This is a genomic window from Devosia neptuniae (assembly GCF_025452235.1).
GTDB lineage: Bacteria > Pseudomonadota > Alphaproteobacteria > Rhizobiales > Devosiaceae > Devosia.
The window spans coordinates 3,371,501-3,386,468 of the sequence record NZ_CP104965.1; the positions used below are offsets into that span (position 1 = coordinate 3,371,501).

Sequence of the window (14,968 nt, forward strand, 5' to 3'; positions counted from 1 at the left end):
GACGAAATTATGAGTAACGCATAGTGCGATGATCTGTGGGATGCAATGGCTTGCCGCATCGCCAGAGACCTCATGGTGAGCCTGTCGAACCACGAGGTCGCGCGAGTGGAGGCCTGGTTGCCACGACCTCGTCCTTCGACAAGCTCAGGATGAGGTCTGCTGGTCGGTCGGAGCCGCCATTAATCCTCGTCGTCGATCTCGCCCTCAAAGGGGTCGAGCCGCTTTTCGAGGTGGACGCTCATGAAGGGCTCATGAGCCGCCCGGCCATCTGGCCGCAGCGCCAGGATGCGGTAGCCCTGCTTTTCGTAAAAGCGCACCGCGCGCACATTGTCAGCCGGCGTTTCCAGATGCACCCGGTCGGCGCCTTCGAGTTCCAGCATGGATTCCATGCGGCGCAGCAGCATGGAGCCGAGCCCATGGCCCTGCAATTCCGGCATCACGAAGAGGAACGGAATATAGGCCCGCCGCGCCGAGCGCGAACACCAGGCCACCGCAATGCCGTCTACTTCGGCAACGATAATGCGCGAAATGCTCTCCGACACAGCCTGGGCCAGCCGGCGTTGCTCAGCCTCGCGCATGCCGGGCTTTTCGGTCAGCAGCGGCAGAATCCCGCTTTCCCAGGCCCGATAGGCGATATCGGCCAGCCGATGGGCATCCTTGGGCTCTGCCTTGCGCATTGTAATACCGGGCATGGGACCTCTCCCTATTCCGCGCCTCGCCGGGCCGCGATGATGCCCTTCTCGTAATTGATGTTCCAGTCGATCAGGGTACGCCATACAAGTTCGGCCTGATCTTCGTCGAGATCAAGAGCCAAACTGCGATTGCGAACTTTCTCGATGATCGATTCTATCCGCGCGCGGTCGTGCGCCTCATGTGGATCGGTCTTGATCTGGGCCATGCGCGTCACATAGCGATGCCGCTCCGCGAACAGGCTGAGCAGTGCCTGGTCGATCCGGTCGATCTCGACACGGACATCGTCCTTGGTTTCACATTGGGCAGGCGATTTTAAAGCGGTCACGGCAATTTCCAGTCCAGTAAGGCTGTTGCTGGTTTGCACCGGCAGGGCGCGGATTTCAACTGTGCTGCGCGCTCACTCTTGGCGGAGCGCGCCGGCGGCGCTAATTTAGAACCGTAATCAAGGTCACGCCTTATGTCTAATCAGTCTGAGATCGTCTGAAGCCCCGTCCAACCGAGACGGGGCGAGAATGAACCAATCGGCCGTCCTGCGTGATGCGGGCGGCTGATCACGTTTGTTCGCGGGCTGCTTTATGCGCCCGCCGGCACAGGCCTCAGACTATTCATGGATATTTCCAAACACGAACAGCGGGTGCTGCATGCCCTCGCGCAGGGCGGCTGCATTGCGCTGCTCCGGGACGACAATGGCAAGGTGACCGGCCTTGAATTCTACAACCGCGATGGCTGGCTGATGAGCAATTGCACCCTGGTCCTGTTCAAAAAGCTCAAAGCCAAGAAGGCGATCAAATCATCCGGTGGCAAACCGTACCGGATCACCAAACGCGGCTTGGAACTGGTACGGAGCGAGGTGAGTAACCGGTAGCTGGCAGCGGTGGTTTGGGAGCATTCCCCAACCACCGCGTCATTCCGGCGTGTTGAATGGGCTCCGCGGCCTCGCCTCCCCACCGCCTCTCCCTCGGGCTCGACCCGAGGGCCACTCTCAACACGGCACAAACAACGAACGGCCTCGGGTCAAGCCCGAGGAAAACGCGGCTGTAAAAGAAACGCCCCCTAATGCCGCGTCACTTCACTCAACGCGGCCGCAATATGTTCCCATTCCTGCGAAACGCTCGCCGTTGCCCGCCGCTTACCCGCACGGCGATACCAGTAATCGGCATTGCCCATATCGGCTTCGATCCAGTGCATCAGGGCATGCACCCAATCAAATTGCTGCACGCCTTCCATGGCCTGCACAATGATATGCGCCTGTTCCCATTCGGGCCCCACGCGCAGGCTGCCCTTCTTGAGCCACCACAAAGCCTGCAGCGGCTTGCTCATGTCCTTGGGCGGCTCGGACCAGTCGAGCGAGGTAAAAATGTCAGAGGCCATCGGCGAAGTTCCTGTCGGCCCGGACGCCGCCATGGGCCGCGTCACAACCAGTTTCAATTTGTGCATGGTCGCCAAGTAGTGCGGATTTCAGCCGGGATCAAGTCACCCCGGCTTTTGCTCACCACCACGGCTTGGGCGAAAAGTCGGTGTCGGCGCTGCGCTCGATCACGCGAGCGGCGGCAAACAAGGTCTCTTCGTCGAACGGCTTGCCGATCAGCTGCAGCCCCAGGGGCAGCCCCTGCCCGTCCTTGCCGGCCGGCACCGCAATACCCGGCAGCCCGGCCATATTGACCGTCACCGTGAACACGTCGTTGAGATACATGGCGACCGGATCGGCAGCCAGCGCCTCATCGCCAATGCCGAAAGCGGCCGAAGGCGTTGCCGGGGTCAGGATGGCGTCGACACCGGCGTGGAAGGCATCTTCGAAGTCCTTCTTGATCAGCGTGCGCACCTTCTGCGCCTTGACGTAATAGGCGTCGAAATAGCCGGCAGACAGCACATAGGTGCCGATCATGATGCGGCGCTTGACCTCGCGGCCGAAGCCGGCGGCGCGGGTCAATTCGTACATATCGGTAATGTCTTTGCCCGATACGCGCAGCCCGTATTTGACGCCGTCATACCGCGCCAGGTTGGACGAAGCCTCGGCCGGCGCCACGATATAATAGGCCGGCAGGGCATATTTGGTGTGCGGCAGCGAGATGTCCTTGACGGTCGCGCCCTCGGCCTTGAGCCATTCCAGCCCCTGGCTCCACAGCTTTTCGATTTCGGCTGGCATGCCATCCATGCGGTATTCGCGCGGCACGCCAATGGTCAGCCCCTTGACGCCGCGTTCGACGGCAGCGGCAAAGTCCGGCACGGCCAGATCGACGCTGGTCGAATCCTTGGCGTCGAACCCGGCCATGGAGGTCATCAGTAGCGCAGTGTCTTCCACCGTGCGGGCGATCGGGCCGGCCTGGTCGAGCGAGGAGGCAAACGCCACCACGCCCCAGCGCGAGCAACGGCCATAGGTCGGCTTGATGCCGACGGTGCCGGTGAAGGCGGCGGGCTGGCGGATCGAGCCGCCGGTATCGGTGGCGGTTGCGCCGGCACAGAGCCAGGCGGCAACAGCCGCAGCCGAACCACCCGAGGAGCCGCCAGGCACCAGATTGGCATTGCTGCCTTCGGCGCGGATCGGATTAATCACCGGGCCGTAATAGGAGGTCTCGTTGGACGAGCCCATGGCGAATTCGTCCATGTTGAGCTTGCCCAGCATCACCGCGCCATCGCGCCAGAGATTGCTCGTCACGGTCGATTCATATTCGGGCTTGAAGCCATCAAGGATGTGGCTGGCCGCCTGGGTATGCACGCCCTTGGTGCCGAACAGGTCCTTGATGCCCAGCGGAATGCCTTCCAGCGCCCCGCCCTGCCCTTGTGCCAGCTTGTCGTCGCTGGCCTTGGCCATGTCGAGCGCCTGCTCGCCCGTCACCGCCACATAGGCGTTGAGCTTGGGATTGGCGGCATCGATCGCCTTGAGATAGGCGCCGGTCAGTTCGGTGGAGGTGAAGCTCTTGTCCGTCAGCCCCTTGCGGGCTTGGGCAAGGCTCAGTCTGGTCAGGTCAGTCAACGGGTATCTCGCTCAGATTGTCGCAGCGGTGGTAGAGAATCGCGCCGGGATTGCCGATCGGGCTGGTGGGTTCGTAGGTCCCCGACACCTGCATCATGGCGTCATAGGACGATACCACCTGGATGGTCTTATCGTCATAAGGGGTTATGGCGAAGGTGTCGGGATAAATTTCGTCCAAGCCCTCGCACACCGCCGAAGCGAAGAAGGACCGGTTGGTCGCGTGGGTTTTGACGTCGAAAAACTCGCAGCTATGCTCCAGCGACCGAATGCCGCCCGCAAAGGTCATCACCGAGACATTGGCATCGGACAGCGCGTCAGCGCCGTCCTTCTCCAGCGCCTGGCACGTCTCCGGCGTCGTCACATAGACCTTGCTCTGGTCGACGGTGAATTCAGGCTGCGCCAGCGCCGGAGAGGCCATGAAGCCCAGCGCCACAACAAGAATCGCCTTCATGCTGTCTGCTCCTGGCGAAGCGGCTTTTCAAAAAACGCTGACCACTGGCTGTCCGGATAGTCGAGGAACGGCCCGCGAGCGACAAATCCGCTGCGCGTATACAGCCGATGCGCCTCGGGCATGTCAGCCGCAGCACCCGTTTCGAGCATCAGCACGTCCAGCCCGCGCTCCTGCGCCAGCCCGACAATAGCCTCGAGCAACGCCGACCCGACGCGCTTGCCGCGCACCTCCGGATCCGTGAACATGCGCTTGACCTCGCCCATCCCAGCCGAATGCACCCTAAGGGCGCCGCAGCCAATGGCCCGCCCCGTCTCGTCCCGCGCGACAAACACACTTGTATCGGCGCCGGCCATCTGCTCGACCGTCAGCTTGAACTGGAATTCGGGCGGCGACAGCGGCAGCAGATGGGCATTGAGCTTGTCGATCAGCCCGCGCACGTCATCCTGCAATGGGGTCTCAATGGCGATCGAAACCGCCATTTACTCGACCACCTTCGGCACCATGAAGAAATTGTCTTCGCTGAGCGGTGCATTGCTGACGATCTTGTCGGCATAGCCGCCATCGCTGATCACGTCATCGCGGCGCCGCAGCGTCATCGGCGTCACCGAGGTCATCGGCTCGACACCCGAAACATCGACTTCGGCCAGCTGTTCTACAAAGCCGAGAATGGCGTTGAGCTCGCTCTGATAGCCGACGACCTCGTCTTCTTCGATGCGAATGCGGGCCAGGCGCCCAATGCGCTTTACAGTTGCGGCATCGACGGACATCTCAAACTCCAGAAAATTGCGGCACGATTTTCCGCTTCAATAGCAATGCGCGGCCACAAAATACAATGAAATTGGCTTATGCGCCGGATCAGACTTCCAGCGCCATGGACGGTTCAAGCGCCACCAGCCCCGTTCCGTCCAACCGGTCGCGCAATGCAGCCACCGCCACATCCACATCGGCCTCGCTACCACCCAGCACCAGCAGCTTGGGCGCCGAAGCCTCCAGCAGCCCCAAGCCAAGCCCGGTCAGCGCAGCCCCGTCGCCCAGCAGCACGACCACGGCATCGCCCGCCCAACGCCCCAGAACCGGCAATGCATCCGTTACCAATAATAGCGGCGGCTCGCCCACGGCATCGACCAGCGTAGCGCCCTGCCCCGCCCGAAAAACCGCAACAGTCTCCGGATCCGATCCCTCATCAAGCAACCGCGCCGGCCGCCGCGGTTTCCAGCGTGCCGCATCAACACCCGGCACACCATCCCCCCGCGATTCGAACTGCGCATCCGCCCCGGACACCAATTCCACCGCATCGATTTCCGCAGGCGCCGCCCCGGCATCCATCACCAAAATCTGCCCACCAATATGCATCCGCAGCGTCGTGCCGCCAAACCAGGTGAGTTTCATTTGAGCTTTCCTGTCGCCATTTACGTGGCGAGCCTATAGGACGGAACTAATGACACAAGCCAGAGCAGCATGACCGACGACGTCCCCGCCAATCCGCTCGAATCGATCCCCCCAACCGGACGGATCATGGGGCTCGACCTCGGCACGAAAACCATCGGCGTCGCAATCTCTGATGGCATGCGCTATTCGGCCACGCCGCTCGAAACCATCAAGCGCACCAAATTCACCCAGGATGCGATCCGCCTCGAAGAGCTGATCGCCCAGAATGCCATTGCCGCCATCATCCTGGGCCTGCCGCTCAATATGGATGGTTCGGAAGGCCCGCGCGTGCAATCCACCCGCGCCTTTGCCCGCAGCCTCGCGCAGCGCATCACCCTGCCCATCGCCTTTTGGGACGAGCGCCTTTCCACGTCCGCCGTCACCCGCATGATGATCGACGCCGACCTGCGCCGCGATCGCCGCGCCGAAATCGTCGACAAGCTGGCCGCCAGCTATATCCTGCAAGGGGCCCTCGATCGTCTGCGGCGGCAATAATCTACGCGAAAATCGCACAACCGCCTTGCCCCCCATCGCCCCCTCCGCTAGACCGCTGCAAATATCGCAGGATGGGAGCGCATGGCACAAACTCGCGCCAGCAAGACCGCAACGCCCGCCGGTTCGACCGGCGACTTTCCCCCATTTAACCAGCGCCATCTGCTTTCGATAGCCGACCTCAAGCAGCACGAGATTATCGATCTGCTTGATCGCGCCGAACGCATGGTTCCGGTCAGCCGGCAGGAGCGCAAGACGCTCCCCACCCTGGCGGGCAAGACGCAGATCAATCTGTTCTTCGAGCCATCGACCCGCACCCAGGGCTCGTTCGAGATTGCCGGCAAGCGGCTGGGCGCTCTGGTCATGAACATGTCGGTCAAGACCAGCTCGGTGAGTAAGGGCGAAACCCTGATCGACACCGCCACCACGCTCAACGCCATGCGCCCCGACGTCATCGTCGTGCGCCACTCGGCGGCCGGCGCGGTGGAACTCCTCAGCCAAAAGGTCGGTTGCGCTGTCATCAATGCCGGCGACGGTGCCCATGAGCACCCCACCCAGGCGCTGCTCGACGCCCTGACCATCCGCAACCACAAGGGCCGCATCTCCGGCCTGACCGTCGCCATCTGCGGCGATATCGCCAATTCCCGCGTGGTGCGCTCCAACCTGCTACTGCTCGGCGCGCTTAATGTGCGCACCCGCGTCATCGCTCCGCGCAATCTGCTGCCCGCCGGCATCGAACACCTCGCCACCGAAGTGTTCACCGACATGCGCGAAGGTCTCAAGGATGTCGATGTGGTCATGATGCTGCGCCTGCAGCATGAGCGCGCCAATGGCCGCATGATCCCCTCGGTCCGCGAATATTACCGCTTCTATGGCCTCGACGCCGAAAAGCTCAGCTTTGCCAAGCCTGACGTCATCGTCATGCATCCCGGCCCGATGAATCGCGGCGTCGAGATCGACCCCGCCATTGCCGACGGCCCCGCCTCGGTGGTCACCGAACAGGTCGAAATGGGGGTCGCCGTGCGCATGGCCGTTCTCGATGCCCTGCTGCCGGCCCGAAATAACGAGGGGAACCAGCCATGAGCCGCCCCCTCCTCATCGAAAATGCCCGCATCGTCGATCCGGCTTCGGGCACTGACCAACAAGGCGCCGTCCTCGTCGAAAACGGCCTGATTTCCGACATCGCCTTTGGCGGTCCGGTCGGCGTGCCCGAAGACGCTGAAGTCTTCAACGCCAATGGCCACGTGCTCTCGCCCGGCCTGATCGATATGCGCGTCTTTACCGGCGAGCCCGGCAAGGAATATCGCGAGACCCTCGCCTCGGCGGGCGAAGCTGCCGCTGCCGGCGGTGTCACCAGTTTCGTCATGATGCCCGATACGACCCCCGTGGTGGACGACGGCGCGCTGATCGATTTCCTGATCCGCCGCGCCAAGGCCACCAGCAAGGTCAACGTCCTGCCCGCCGGCGCCATCACCAAGGGGCTCGATGGTCAGGAAATGACCGAGTTCGGCTTGCTCAAGGAAGCCGGTGCGGTCTGCATCACCGATGGCCGCCGCTCGATCCAGTCCACCTCGCTGCTGCGCACCGTGATGAGCTACGCCGCCAATTACGGCCTCACCGTCGTTCATCATGTCTCCGACAAGGGGCTGACTGGCGATGGCGTGATGAATGAAGGCCTCTTCGCCACCATTCTGGGCCTCAAGGGCATTCCCCGCGAAGCCGAGACCATTCCCCTCGCCCGTGACCTGCAATTGGCGGCTCTCACCGGCACGAAATACCACGCTGCACAGATCTCCTGCGCCGCCTCGGTCGACCTGGTCGCCGTCGCCAAAAAGCGCAACACATCGGTTACCGCTGGTATCTCGATCAACAATCTGGCGCTCAACGAAAACGACATCGGCCGCTACCGCACCTTCTTCAAGCTCTCGACGCCCCTGCGCTCCGAGGATGATCGCCAGGCGGTCATTGAAGGCCTGCGCAATGGCACGATCGATACCATCCATTCCGATCATGACCCCCAGGATTCCGAGGTCAAGCGCCAGCCCTTCGCCGAAGCCTCGGATGGCGCGATCGGCCTCGAAACCCTGCTGGCCGCCGCTTTGCGACTGGTCCATTCCGGCGATGTCGACCTGCTGACAGTGCTGCGCGCCATGACCAGCCGGCCCGCCGACATTCTCGGCCTGCCATCCGGGCGCATCGCCAAGGGCGCCCCAGCCGATCTGATCGTCTTTGATCTGGATTATCCCTGGCAGGTCACCGAGCGCGAAATCCGTTCGCGTTCGCATAATACCTCCTTTGAAGGCGCGCGACTTGCTGGCAAAGTGCTGCGCACAATCGTGGGCGGGCAAACCGTCCATACCCATGTCGAGGAGAGCTGATCCGTGACGGATTCCTACGTGCCGATGTTCGCCAATTGGCTGTTTGGCGGCGCCATGCTGCCGGGCCTCGTGGTCACGCTGATCATTGCTTACCTGTTCGGCTCCATTCCCTTCGGCTTGTTCCTGACCCGCGCCGCCGGCCTGGGCGATATCCGCCAGATCGGCTCGGGTAACATCGGGGCTACCAATGTGCTGCGCACCGGTAATCGCCCGATCGCGGCGGCAACACTGCTGCTCGATGCCGCCAAGGCCGCTGTCGCGATCCTCGTGGCCCGCACGCTGCTTTATAATCCCAACCTGCCGGTGGGCGGCGATGCCGCCCTGCCGCTCTATCTGGCGGCACTGGGCGCGTTTCTGGGTCACTGCTTTCCCGTCTGGCTCGGCTTCAAGGGCGGCAAAGGCGTCGCCGTGATGATCGGTAGCCTCCTCACCCTGTCCTGGCCCGTTGGGCTGATCTTCTGCGGTGTCTGGCTGCTCATCGCCTTCACGCGCAAGCTCTCCTCCCTCGCGGCCCTCACCGCTGCCGCCACCGCCCCGATCTTTGCCTATGTGGTGGTCGATGAATGGCTGGCGGCCACGGCAGCCCTGCTGGCCATCCTGCTGTTCTACCAGCACCGCGAAAATATCATGCGGCTGATTGCCGGCACCGAGCCCAAGATCGGCTCGGAAAAGAAGGCCTCTTAGGCCTTGGCGCTGCGCTCGGGTGAAACCATGTTGACCCCCCCGCAGCGCGTCGCCTGGCTTCGCCTGCTGCGTACCGACAATGTCGGGCCGGTCACCTTCCGCCAATTACTCAATCGCTTCGGCTCAGCCGAGGCGGCGATTGATGCCCTGCCCGGCCTGCTCAAGCGCACTGGCAAGCCGCTGCGCATCACCACGCCATCCCAGGCCGAAGACGAGATTGCCGGGCTTGAGCGCTATGGCGCGCGCCTCGTTGCCACGGGCGAAGCGGCATACCCTGACCTGCTCAACCACATTCCCGCCTCCCCGCCGCTGGTCACCATGGCCGGCGGCGAGAATCTGGATTGGCAACGGACGGTCGGCATTGTCGGCGCGCGCAATGCTTCGTCCGCCGGCATCAAGATGACCCGTCTCTTGGCCACGGACCTCGGCGAGCGCGGCTACACCGTGGTCTCGGGCCTGGCCCGTGGTATCGACACGGCCGCCCACCAGGCCAGCCTCACCACGGGCACGATTGCCGTTCTGGCCGGTGGCTTCGACAAGATCTATCCGTCCGAAAATATCCCGCTCGCCCACGATATTCTCGACAATGGCGGCGCCCTGCTCACCGAAATGCCGCTGGGCTGGGAACCGCGCGCCAAGGATTTCCCGAGGCGTAACCGGCTGGTTTCCGGTCTGTCGCTCGGCATTGTCGTGGTCGAAGCCGCCAAGCGCTCCGGCTCGCTGATCACCGCTCGGCTGGCATTGGAACAGAACCGCGACGTGTTCGCCGTACCCGGCTCGCCCTTGGACCCACGCGCCGAGGGCGGCAATTCGCTGATCCAGCAAGGCGCCAAGCTGATCACCAATGCCGAAGACATCATCGAAACATTGGGCAGTGCCGATCCGGCCCGCAACGCCCTGTTCGATCCGCCATGGGAGCCAGACCTCGGCATCGAAGCTGCCGAGCCAGCCCCCGGCGACGACGAAAAATCCCGGCTGCTATCAGCCCTCAGCGCCACGCCCGTCGAGATCGACGAGTTGATCCGGCAATCCAGCCTCAGCGCCGGGACCATGCAAATGCTGCTGCTCGAACTCGATCTGGCCGGCCAGATCGAGTGGTCGAGCGGGCAACTTGTGGCGCTGAAATATAGCTGAGACTAGCGACCACGGTTGCGTTGATTGATGCCTGCGGTGCCATAGGGATAGTCGCCGACCACCGGCTTGCTCGCCGCATTCAAAGCATCAATGTCCGCCTGGCTCAGCTTGAGCGCCGCCGATTTGAGATTATCGGCCAGTTGCTCCGGCGTCCGCGCGCCCAGAATCACCGATGTCACTGCCGGCTGCGCCGCAACCCAGGCCAGCGCGACCTGCGCCATGCTGACCTTATGTGCCTTGGCGATGTCCTCGACCGCGCCGATCACCGCCCAGGTGCTGTCCTTGGCATTGCGCGCCTCGAAGGCCTCCATGCCGCGATTGGGGTTTTCGCCCAGCCGGGTTGCGCCCGTCGGCGCCTGATCGCGCTTATACTTGCCCGACAGCCAACCGCCACCCAGCGGGGACCAGGGCAAAAGCCCGATCTGGGCGTCGAGCGAGGCCGGCACGATCTCGTGTTCGATGTCGCGGGAGAGCAGGCTATATTGCGGCTGCAGCGTCACCGGCGGCTGGTAGCCATTAAGTTTGGCCAGATACACCGCCTTGGTCAGCTGCCAGGCAGTGAAGTTGGAAAAACCATAATAGGCAATCTTGCCGTTACGCGTCGCGTCATCGAGAAAGCGCAGCGTTTCCTCGAGCGGGGTCACCGCGTCGAAGGCGTGCATCTGATAGAGATCGACCTGCTCCACGCCCAGCCGCTTGAGCGAGGCATCGAGCGCCGAGCGCAAATGCTTGCGCGATATGCCCACATCGTTCCGCCCCTCCCCCATGGGAAACCGCGCCTTGGTGGCGATCACCACGCTATTGGCGCGGCTGGCATCGGCCTTGAGCCAGTTGCCGATAATGCTTTCGGACGCGCCGGCGTTGTAAACATCGGCCGTATCGATGAAATTGCCCCCGGCCGCCACATAATCATCCAGCAGGCGATGCGAGGTTGCTTCGTCGGCTTCCTTGCCGAACGTCATCGTGCCCAGGCACAAATGCGAGACGATCGTGCCGCTATTGCCGAGTTTGCGGTATTCCATGGTCCATTCCTCCTCGGGTGACCTGACATGCAGCCAGCGGCGAACTCACTGACGAGCTCAACGCACGATGGCCAGTTTGGCTGAATGTGTGAAACGGTTCGCCTGATGGGCGACCACCACCATTCCTGCACAGAACCGCCCGCCCTGACAAGGCTGCAACGTTGCACCTGCGCTTCTGCGTGGCGAAACCCCTTGGAAAGGCGTAGATTTGCGCGGCTCGTGATCGGCTCCGGGGGGAGGCCCGAACGGGCATGGGGAGATAAAAATGCCAAAAGTGTCCAACCTGTTCTTCAAGGCTGCCATTCTGTTCCTGATCGTGGGGATCGGGATCGGCATCCACATGTCGATCAGCCACAACCACAATGTGATCGGAGCGCACGCCCACATCAACCTGCTCGGCTGGGTCACCAGCGCCCTGTTCGGCGGCTATTACGCGCTCAACCCCGCCAAGGCCGAACGTCGCCTCGCATTCATCCACTTCGGTGTCTACACCACCGGCGTCGCCATCATGGCCGTCTCGCTCTACTTGCTGCTGCAGGGCGTCACCGCAGTCGAACCCCTGGTGGCGCTGAGCTCGCTGGTCGTCTTTGCCGGCGTGCTGATCTTCGCCTGGACCGTATTTTCCAGCGACACCCCGGCGGTTTCCCGCAAGGCGCGCCTCGCCTGATCCAACGACTTTGCTCGGTCCTTTTTACCGGGGGCCGAGCCCGTTTAGACAGGGGCCGTTGACACGACCCTCCGCCTTCACCATGTTGCGCCACCTCAAGACAAGCGGTTGCGGAACGGAATATCCATGAAGGTCGTCGTCGTTGAAAGTCCGGCTAAAGCCAAGACAATCAACAAATATTTGGGCTCGGGCTATGAAGTCCTGGCGTCCTTCGGCCATATCCGCGATCTCCCCGCGAAGGACGGATCGGTCCGTCCGGATGAAGATTTCGCCATGTCCTGGGAGGTCGACACGGCCTCCAAGAAGCGTGTTGCCGACATTGCCAACGCCCTCAAGGGTGCCGATGGCCTGATCCTCGCCACCGACCCTGACCGCGAAGGCGAAGCGATTTCCTGGCATATTCTGGATGTGCTGCGGGCCAAGAAAGCCATCAAGAAAGACACGACCGTCCAGCGTGTGGTGTTCAACGCCATCACCAAGGATGCCGTGACCGCCGCGATGGCTAAGCCGCGCGACATCGACATGCCGCTGGTGGACGCCTATCTCGCCCGCCGCGCTCTCGATTACCTCGTGGGTTTCACCCTTTCGCCCATCCTCTGGCGCAAGCTGCCCGGCTCCCGTTCGGCCGGCCGCGTGCAATCGGTGGCCTTGCGCCTGGTCTCCGACCGCGAAGCCGAGATCGAAAAGTTCAAGGCCGACGAATATTGGTCGGTTGAAGCCAAGCTCGCCCAAAAGGGCAAGAGCTTCCTGGCCCGCCTCTTCTCCGTCGATGGCAAAAAGACCGACAAGCTCGACATCAAGACCGGCGAAAACGCCGCCGAGCTCAAGCAATTGATCGAGGCCGGTCAGTTCAACGTCTCCAACGTCGAAAAGAAGCCGACCAAGCGCAATCCCTACGCGCCCTTCACCACGTCGAGCCTGCAACAGGACGCCAGCTCGCGCCTCGGCCTGTCGCCGTCGCGCACCATGCAGATCGCCCAGCGCCTCTACGAAGACGGTCTGATCACCTATATGCGTACCGACGCCGTTCAGATGGCGCCCGAGGGCATTGCCATGGCCCGCTCGGTCGTCGGCAAATATTTCGGCGAGGAATATTTGCCGGAAAAGGCCCGCATCTATCAGACCAAGGCCAAGAACGCCCAGGAGGCGCACGAGGCCATCCGCCCCACCGACATGTTCAAGCGCCCGGAAAATCTCAATCTGGATGCTGACCAGTCCAAGCTCTATGGCCTGATCTGGCGCCGCACGCTCGCCTCGCAAATGAAATCAGCCGAGATCGATCGCACCACGGTCGATATCGCCGTCAACGTGCCTGCCCGCCAGGTCGAACTGCGAGCCGTCGGCTCGGTCGTCACCTTCCCCGGCTTCCTCAAGCTCTATGGCGTCGAGGTCAAATCCGACGAGGATGAGGAAGACGAGGATAGCCGCGAACTGCCCCCGCTCGCCGTGGGCGACAAGCCCGATCTGCAATCGGTCGATATCGAGCAGCATTTCACCCAGCCGCCCAGCCGCTATACCGAAGCCAGCCTGATCAAGAAGATGGAAGAACTCGGCATCGGCCGCCCCTCCACCTATGCGGCGACGCTGACCACCCTTAAGGACCGCGACTATGTCCGCCTCGAGGGCAAGGCTTTGCATCCCGAAGATCGCGGCCGCATCGTCACCGCCTTCCTCGAGAGCTTCTTCACCCGCTATGTCGAATACGGCTTCACCGCGGGCCTCGAAGAACAGCTCGACCAGGTCTCGGCAGGCGAACTCGAATACAAGACTGTGCTGCGCGACTTCTGGAAGGATTTCACGCACGCCACCGACGAGATCAAAGATCTGCGCGTTTCCGAAGTACTGGACGCGCTGAACGAACTCCTCGCCAGCCGCATCTTCCCGCCCAAGGAAGATGGCTCGGATCCGCGCCGCTGCCCCACTTGCGGCACCGGTCAGCTCTCGCTCAAGCTGGGCAAATTCGGCGCCTTTATCGGCTGCTCCAACTACCCCGAATGCAAGCACACCATGCAGCTTTCGGACGCGGCCGCCGGCCAGTCCAGCGAAGCGGCGCAAGGCGATGGCATTCTGGGCACCGATCCGGAATCGGGCGAAGAGGTTTATCTGAAGACCGGCCGTTTCGGCCCCTATGTCCAGCTCGGCGAAGGCAAGGAGCCCAAGCGCTCTTCCCTGCCCAAGGGCTGGGAAGCGGCCACGCTCAATCTCGAACAAGCCCTCAAGCTGCTCTCGCTTCCCCGCGAAGTGGGCTTGCATCCCGAGACGCAGCTCCCCATATCCGCTGGCATCGGCCGCTACGGTCCCTTCGTCCTGCATGATGGCAAATATGCCAACCTGCCCGACGTCGAAGAGGTCTTCACCGTCGGCCTCAACCGCGCCGTCGACCTGATCGCCCAGAAAGCCGCTGGCGGCTTCAAGCGCGGCGGTGGCGCAACGGTCGCTGCCATCCAGACCTTCGAGCACGATAACGGCCCCATCACCGTCCGCGCCGGCCGCTACGGCCCCTATGTCAACCAGGGCAAGATCAACGCCACCATCCCCAAGGACGTACAGCCCGAGGCGGTAACGCTCGACCAGGCGGTGCAGTGGATCGCGGCACGCGCCGAAGCTACTGGGACCAAGGTGAAAAAGGCTCCGGCGAAGAAAGCCGCTGCCAAGAAGCCCGCAGCAAAAAAGGCGACGACTAAAGCTGCTGCTGAAAAGCCCGCCGCCAAGAAAGCGGCACCGAAGAAAACGGCGGTCAAGAAGGTCGTATCGGACGAGGATGTGCCGTTCTAGGCATCGCTCTATCCTCCTCACTGCGTCGCCCTCGGGCCCGACCCGAGGGCTGCTCTCTAAATGCGCCCCCTCAACCGCCCTTCGGGCACCTTCTCCGACGAGGGAGAAGGCGTGGCTCCGTGATTGGGTTGAATGCGGAGCCAACCCTCGCCCCTTGTGGGAGAGGGACAGATCATTCTGCGTTCAGCAGAATGATCAGGGTGAGGGGTTCTGCGCCCTCCCATGCCCAATAACCGGGGCCAACGACCGCGATCATGCCGCCCAAGCGGA

At 62.6% G+C, this 14,968-nt stretch carries 17 protein-coding genes; 8 read left to right on the plus strand and 9 right to left on the minus strand.

What is annotated here, in order from left to right:
• Window positions 1-179: 179 nt before the first annotated feature.
• The gene (locus N8A98_RS19335) at window positions 180-692 is read right to left on the minus strand and encodes a GNAT family N-acetyltransferase (protein ID WP_162740085.1); all 513 of its coding nucleotides are present in this window, start codon (window positions 690-692) and stop codon (window positions 180-182) included.
• Between the two features lie 11 nt (window positions 693-703).
• Complete coding sequence (locus tag N8A98_RS19340; protein WP_262167780.1) at window positions 704-1,018, minus strand: chorismate mutase; 315 nt, start codon at window positions 1,016-1,018, stop codon at window positions 704-706.
• 282 nt (window positions 1,019-1,300) lie between these two features.
• Between N8A98_RS19340 and N8A98_RS19345 the strand changes: the two genes are divergently transcribed.
• Entirely contained in the window at window positions 1,301-1,558 is a 258-nt protein-coding gene (locus tag N8A98_RS19345; protein ID WP_262167782.1) for a YjhX family toxin, read from the plus strand.
• 188 nt (window positions 1,559-1,746) lie between these two features.
• Here N8A98_RS19345 and N8A98_RS19350 read toward each other — a convergent pair whose 3' ends face one another.
• The 6 genes from N8A98_RS19350 to N8A98_RS19375 form a co-directional block, all read right to left on the minus strand.
• On the minus strand, window positions 1,747-2,064 hold the full coding sequence (locus tag N8A98_RS19350; protein ID WP_113120432.1) for a hypothetical protein: 318 nt from the start codon (window positions 2,062-2,064) through the stop codon (window positions 1,747-1,749).
• A gap of 118 nt (window positions 2,065-2,182) precedes the next feature.
• Entirely contained in the window at window positions 2,183-3,667 is a 1,485-nt protein-coding gene (gene gatA / locus N8A98_RS19355; RefSeq protein ID WP_262167784.1) for an Asp-tRNA(Asn)/Glu-tRNA(Gln) amidotransferase subunit GatA, read from the minus strand.
• On the minus strand, window positions 3,660-4,118 hold the full coding sequence (locus N8A98_RS19360) for a hypothetical protein (RefSeq protein WP_262167785.1): 459 nt from the start codon (window positions 4,116-4,118) through the stop codon (window positions 3,660-3,662). The genes gatA and N8A98_RS19360 overlap by 8 nt, the downstream gene beginning before the upstream one ends.
• Window positions 4,115-4,597, minus strand: coding sequence for a GNAT family N-acetyltransferase (locus N8A98_RS19365; protein WP_262167786.1), 483 nt, complete (start codon window positions 4,595-4,597; stop codon window positions 4,115-4,117). Before N8A98_RS19365 ends, N8A98_RS19360 begins: the two co-directional genes overlap by 4 nt.
• Window positions 4,598-4,885, minus strand: coding sequence for an Asp-tRNA(Asn)/Glu-tRNA(Gln) amidotransferase subunit GatC (gatC, locus tag N8A98_RS19370; RefSeq protein ID WP_262167788.1), 288 nt, complete (start codon window positions 4,883-4,885; stop codon window positions 4,598-4,600). It abuts the gene before it with no gap.
• Window positions 4,886-4,973: 88 nt separating this feature from the next.
• On the minus strand, window positions 4,974-5,507 hold the full coding sequence (locus tag N8A98_RS19375) for a hypothetical protein (RefSeq protein ID WP_262167789.1): 534 nt from the start codon (window positions 5,505-5,507) through the stop codon (window positions 4,974-4,976).
• A gap of 69 nt (window positions 5,508-5,576) precedes the next feature.
• Between N8A98_RS19375 and ruvX the strand changes: the two genes are divergently transcribed.
• From ruvX to dprA, 5 genes are all read left to right on the plus strand, one after another.
• Window positions 5,577-6,041, plus strand: coding sequence for a Holliday junction resolvase RuvX (ruvX, locus tag N8A98_RS19380; RefSeq protein ID WP_262167791.1), 465 nt, complete (start codon window positions 5,577-5,579; stop codon window positions 6,039-6,041).
• 81 nt (window positions 6,042-6,122) lie between these two features.
• On the plus strand, window positions 6,123-7,121 hold the full coding sequence (locus N8A98_RS19385; RefSeq protein WP_262167793.1) for an aspartate carbamoyltransferase catalytic subunit: 999 nt from the start codon (window positions 6,123-6,125) through the stop codon (window positions 7,119-7,121).
• Window positions 7,118-8,416 carry a dihydroorotase gene (gene pyrC / locus N8A98_RS19390; RefSeq protein WP_262167795.1) on the plus strand — a complete coding sequence of 433 codons (1,299 nt, stop codon included), beginning with the start codon at window positions 7,118-7,120 and terminating at the stop codon, window positions 8,414-8,416. The genes N8A98_RS19385 and pyrC overlap by 4 nt, the downstream gene beginning before the upstream one ends.
• 54 nt (window positions 8,417-8,470) lie before the next feature.
• Complete coding sequence (gene plsY, locus N8A98_RS19395) at window positions 8,471-9,100, plus strand: glycerol-3-phosphate 1-O-acyltransferase PlsY (protein ID WP_262172078.1); 630 nt, start codon at window positions 8,471-8,473, stop codon at window positions 9,098-9,100.
• A 27-nt stretch (window positions 9,101-9,127) separates the two neighbouring features.
• Window positions 9,128-10,234 carry a DNA-processing protein DprA gene (dprA, locus tag N8A98_RS19400; protein WP_262167796.1) on the plus strand — a complete coding sequence of 369 codons (1,107 nt, stop codon included), beginning with the start codon at window positions 9,128-9,130 and terminating at the stop codon, window positions 10,232-10,234.
• Window positions 10,235-10,236: 2 nt separating this feature from the next.
• On the opposite strand, the gene N8A98_RS19405 is transcribed toward dprA, so the two are convergent.
• On the minus strand, window positions 10,237-11,256 hold the full coding sequence (locus N8A98_RS19405) for an aldo/keto reductase (RefSeq protein WP_262167798.1): 1,020 nt from the start codon (window positions 11,254-11,256) through the stop codon (window positions 10,237-10,239).
• Between the two features lie 265 nt (window positions 11,257-11,521).
• Here N8A98_RS19405 and N8A98_RS19410 point away from each other — a divergent pair, with 265 nt between their 5' ends.
• A complete protein-coding gene (locus N8A98_RS19410; protein ID WP_262167800.1) occupies window positions 11,522-11,923 on the plus strand; it encodes a hypothetical protein in 402 nt (133 codons plus the stop codon).
• Between the two features lie 126 nt (window positions 11,924-12,049).
• Window positions 12,050-14,698 (plus strand): type I DNA topoisomerase, encoded by a 2,649-nt coding sequence (gene topA, locus N8A98_RS19415; RefSeq protein ID WP_262167802.1) that lies wholly within the window; start codon window positions 12,050-12,052, stop codon window positions 14,696-14,698.
• The last annotated feature ends 270 nt before the right edge of the window (window positions 14,699-14,968 follow it).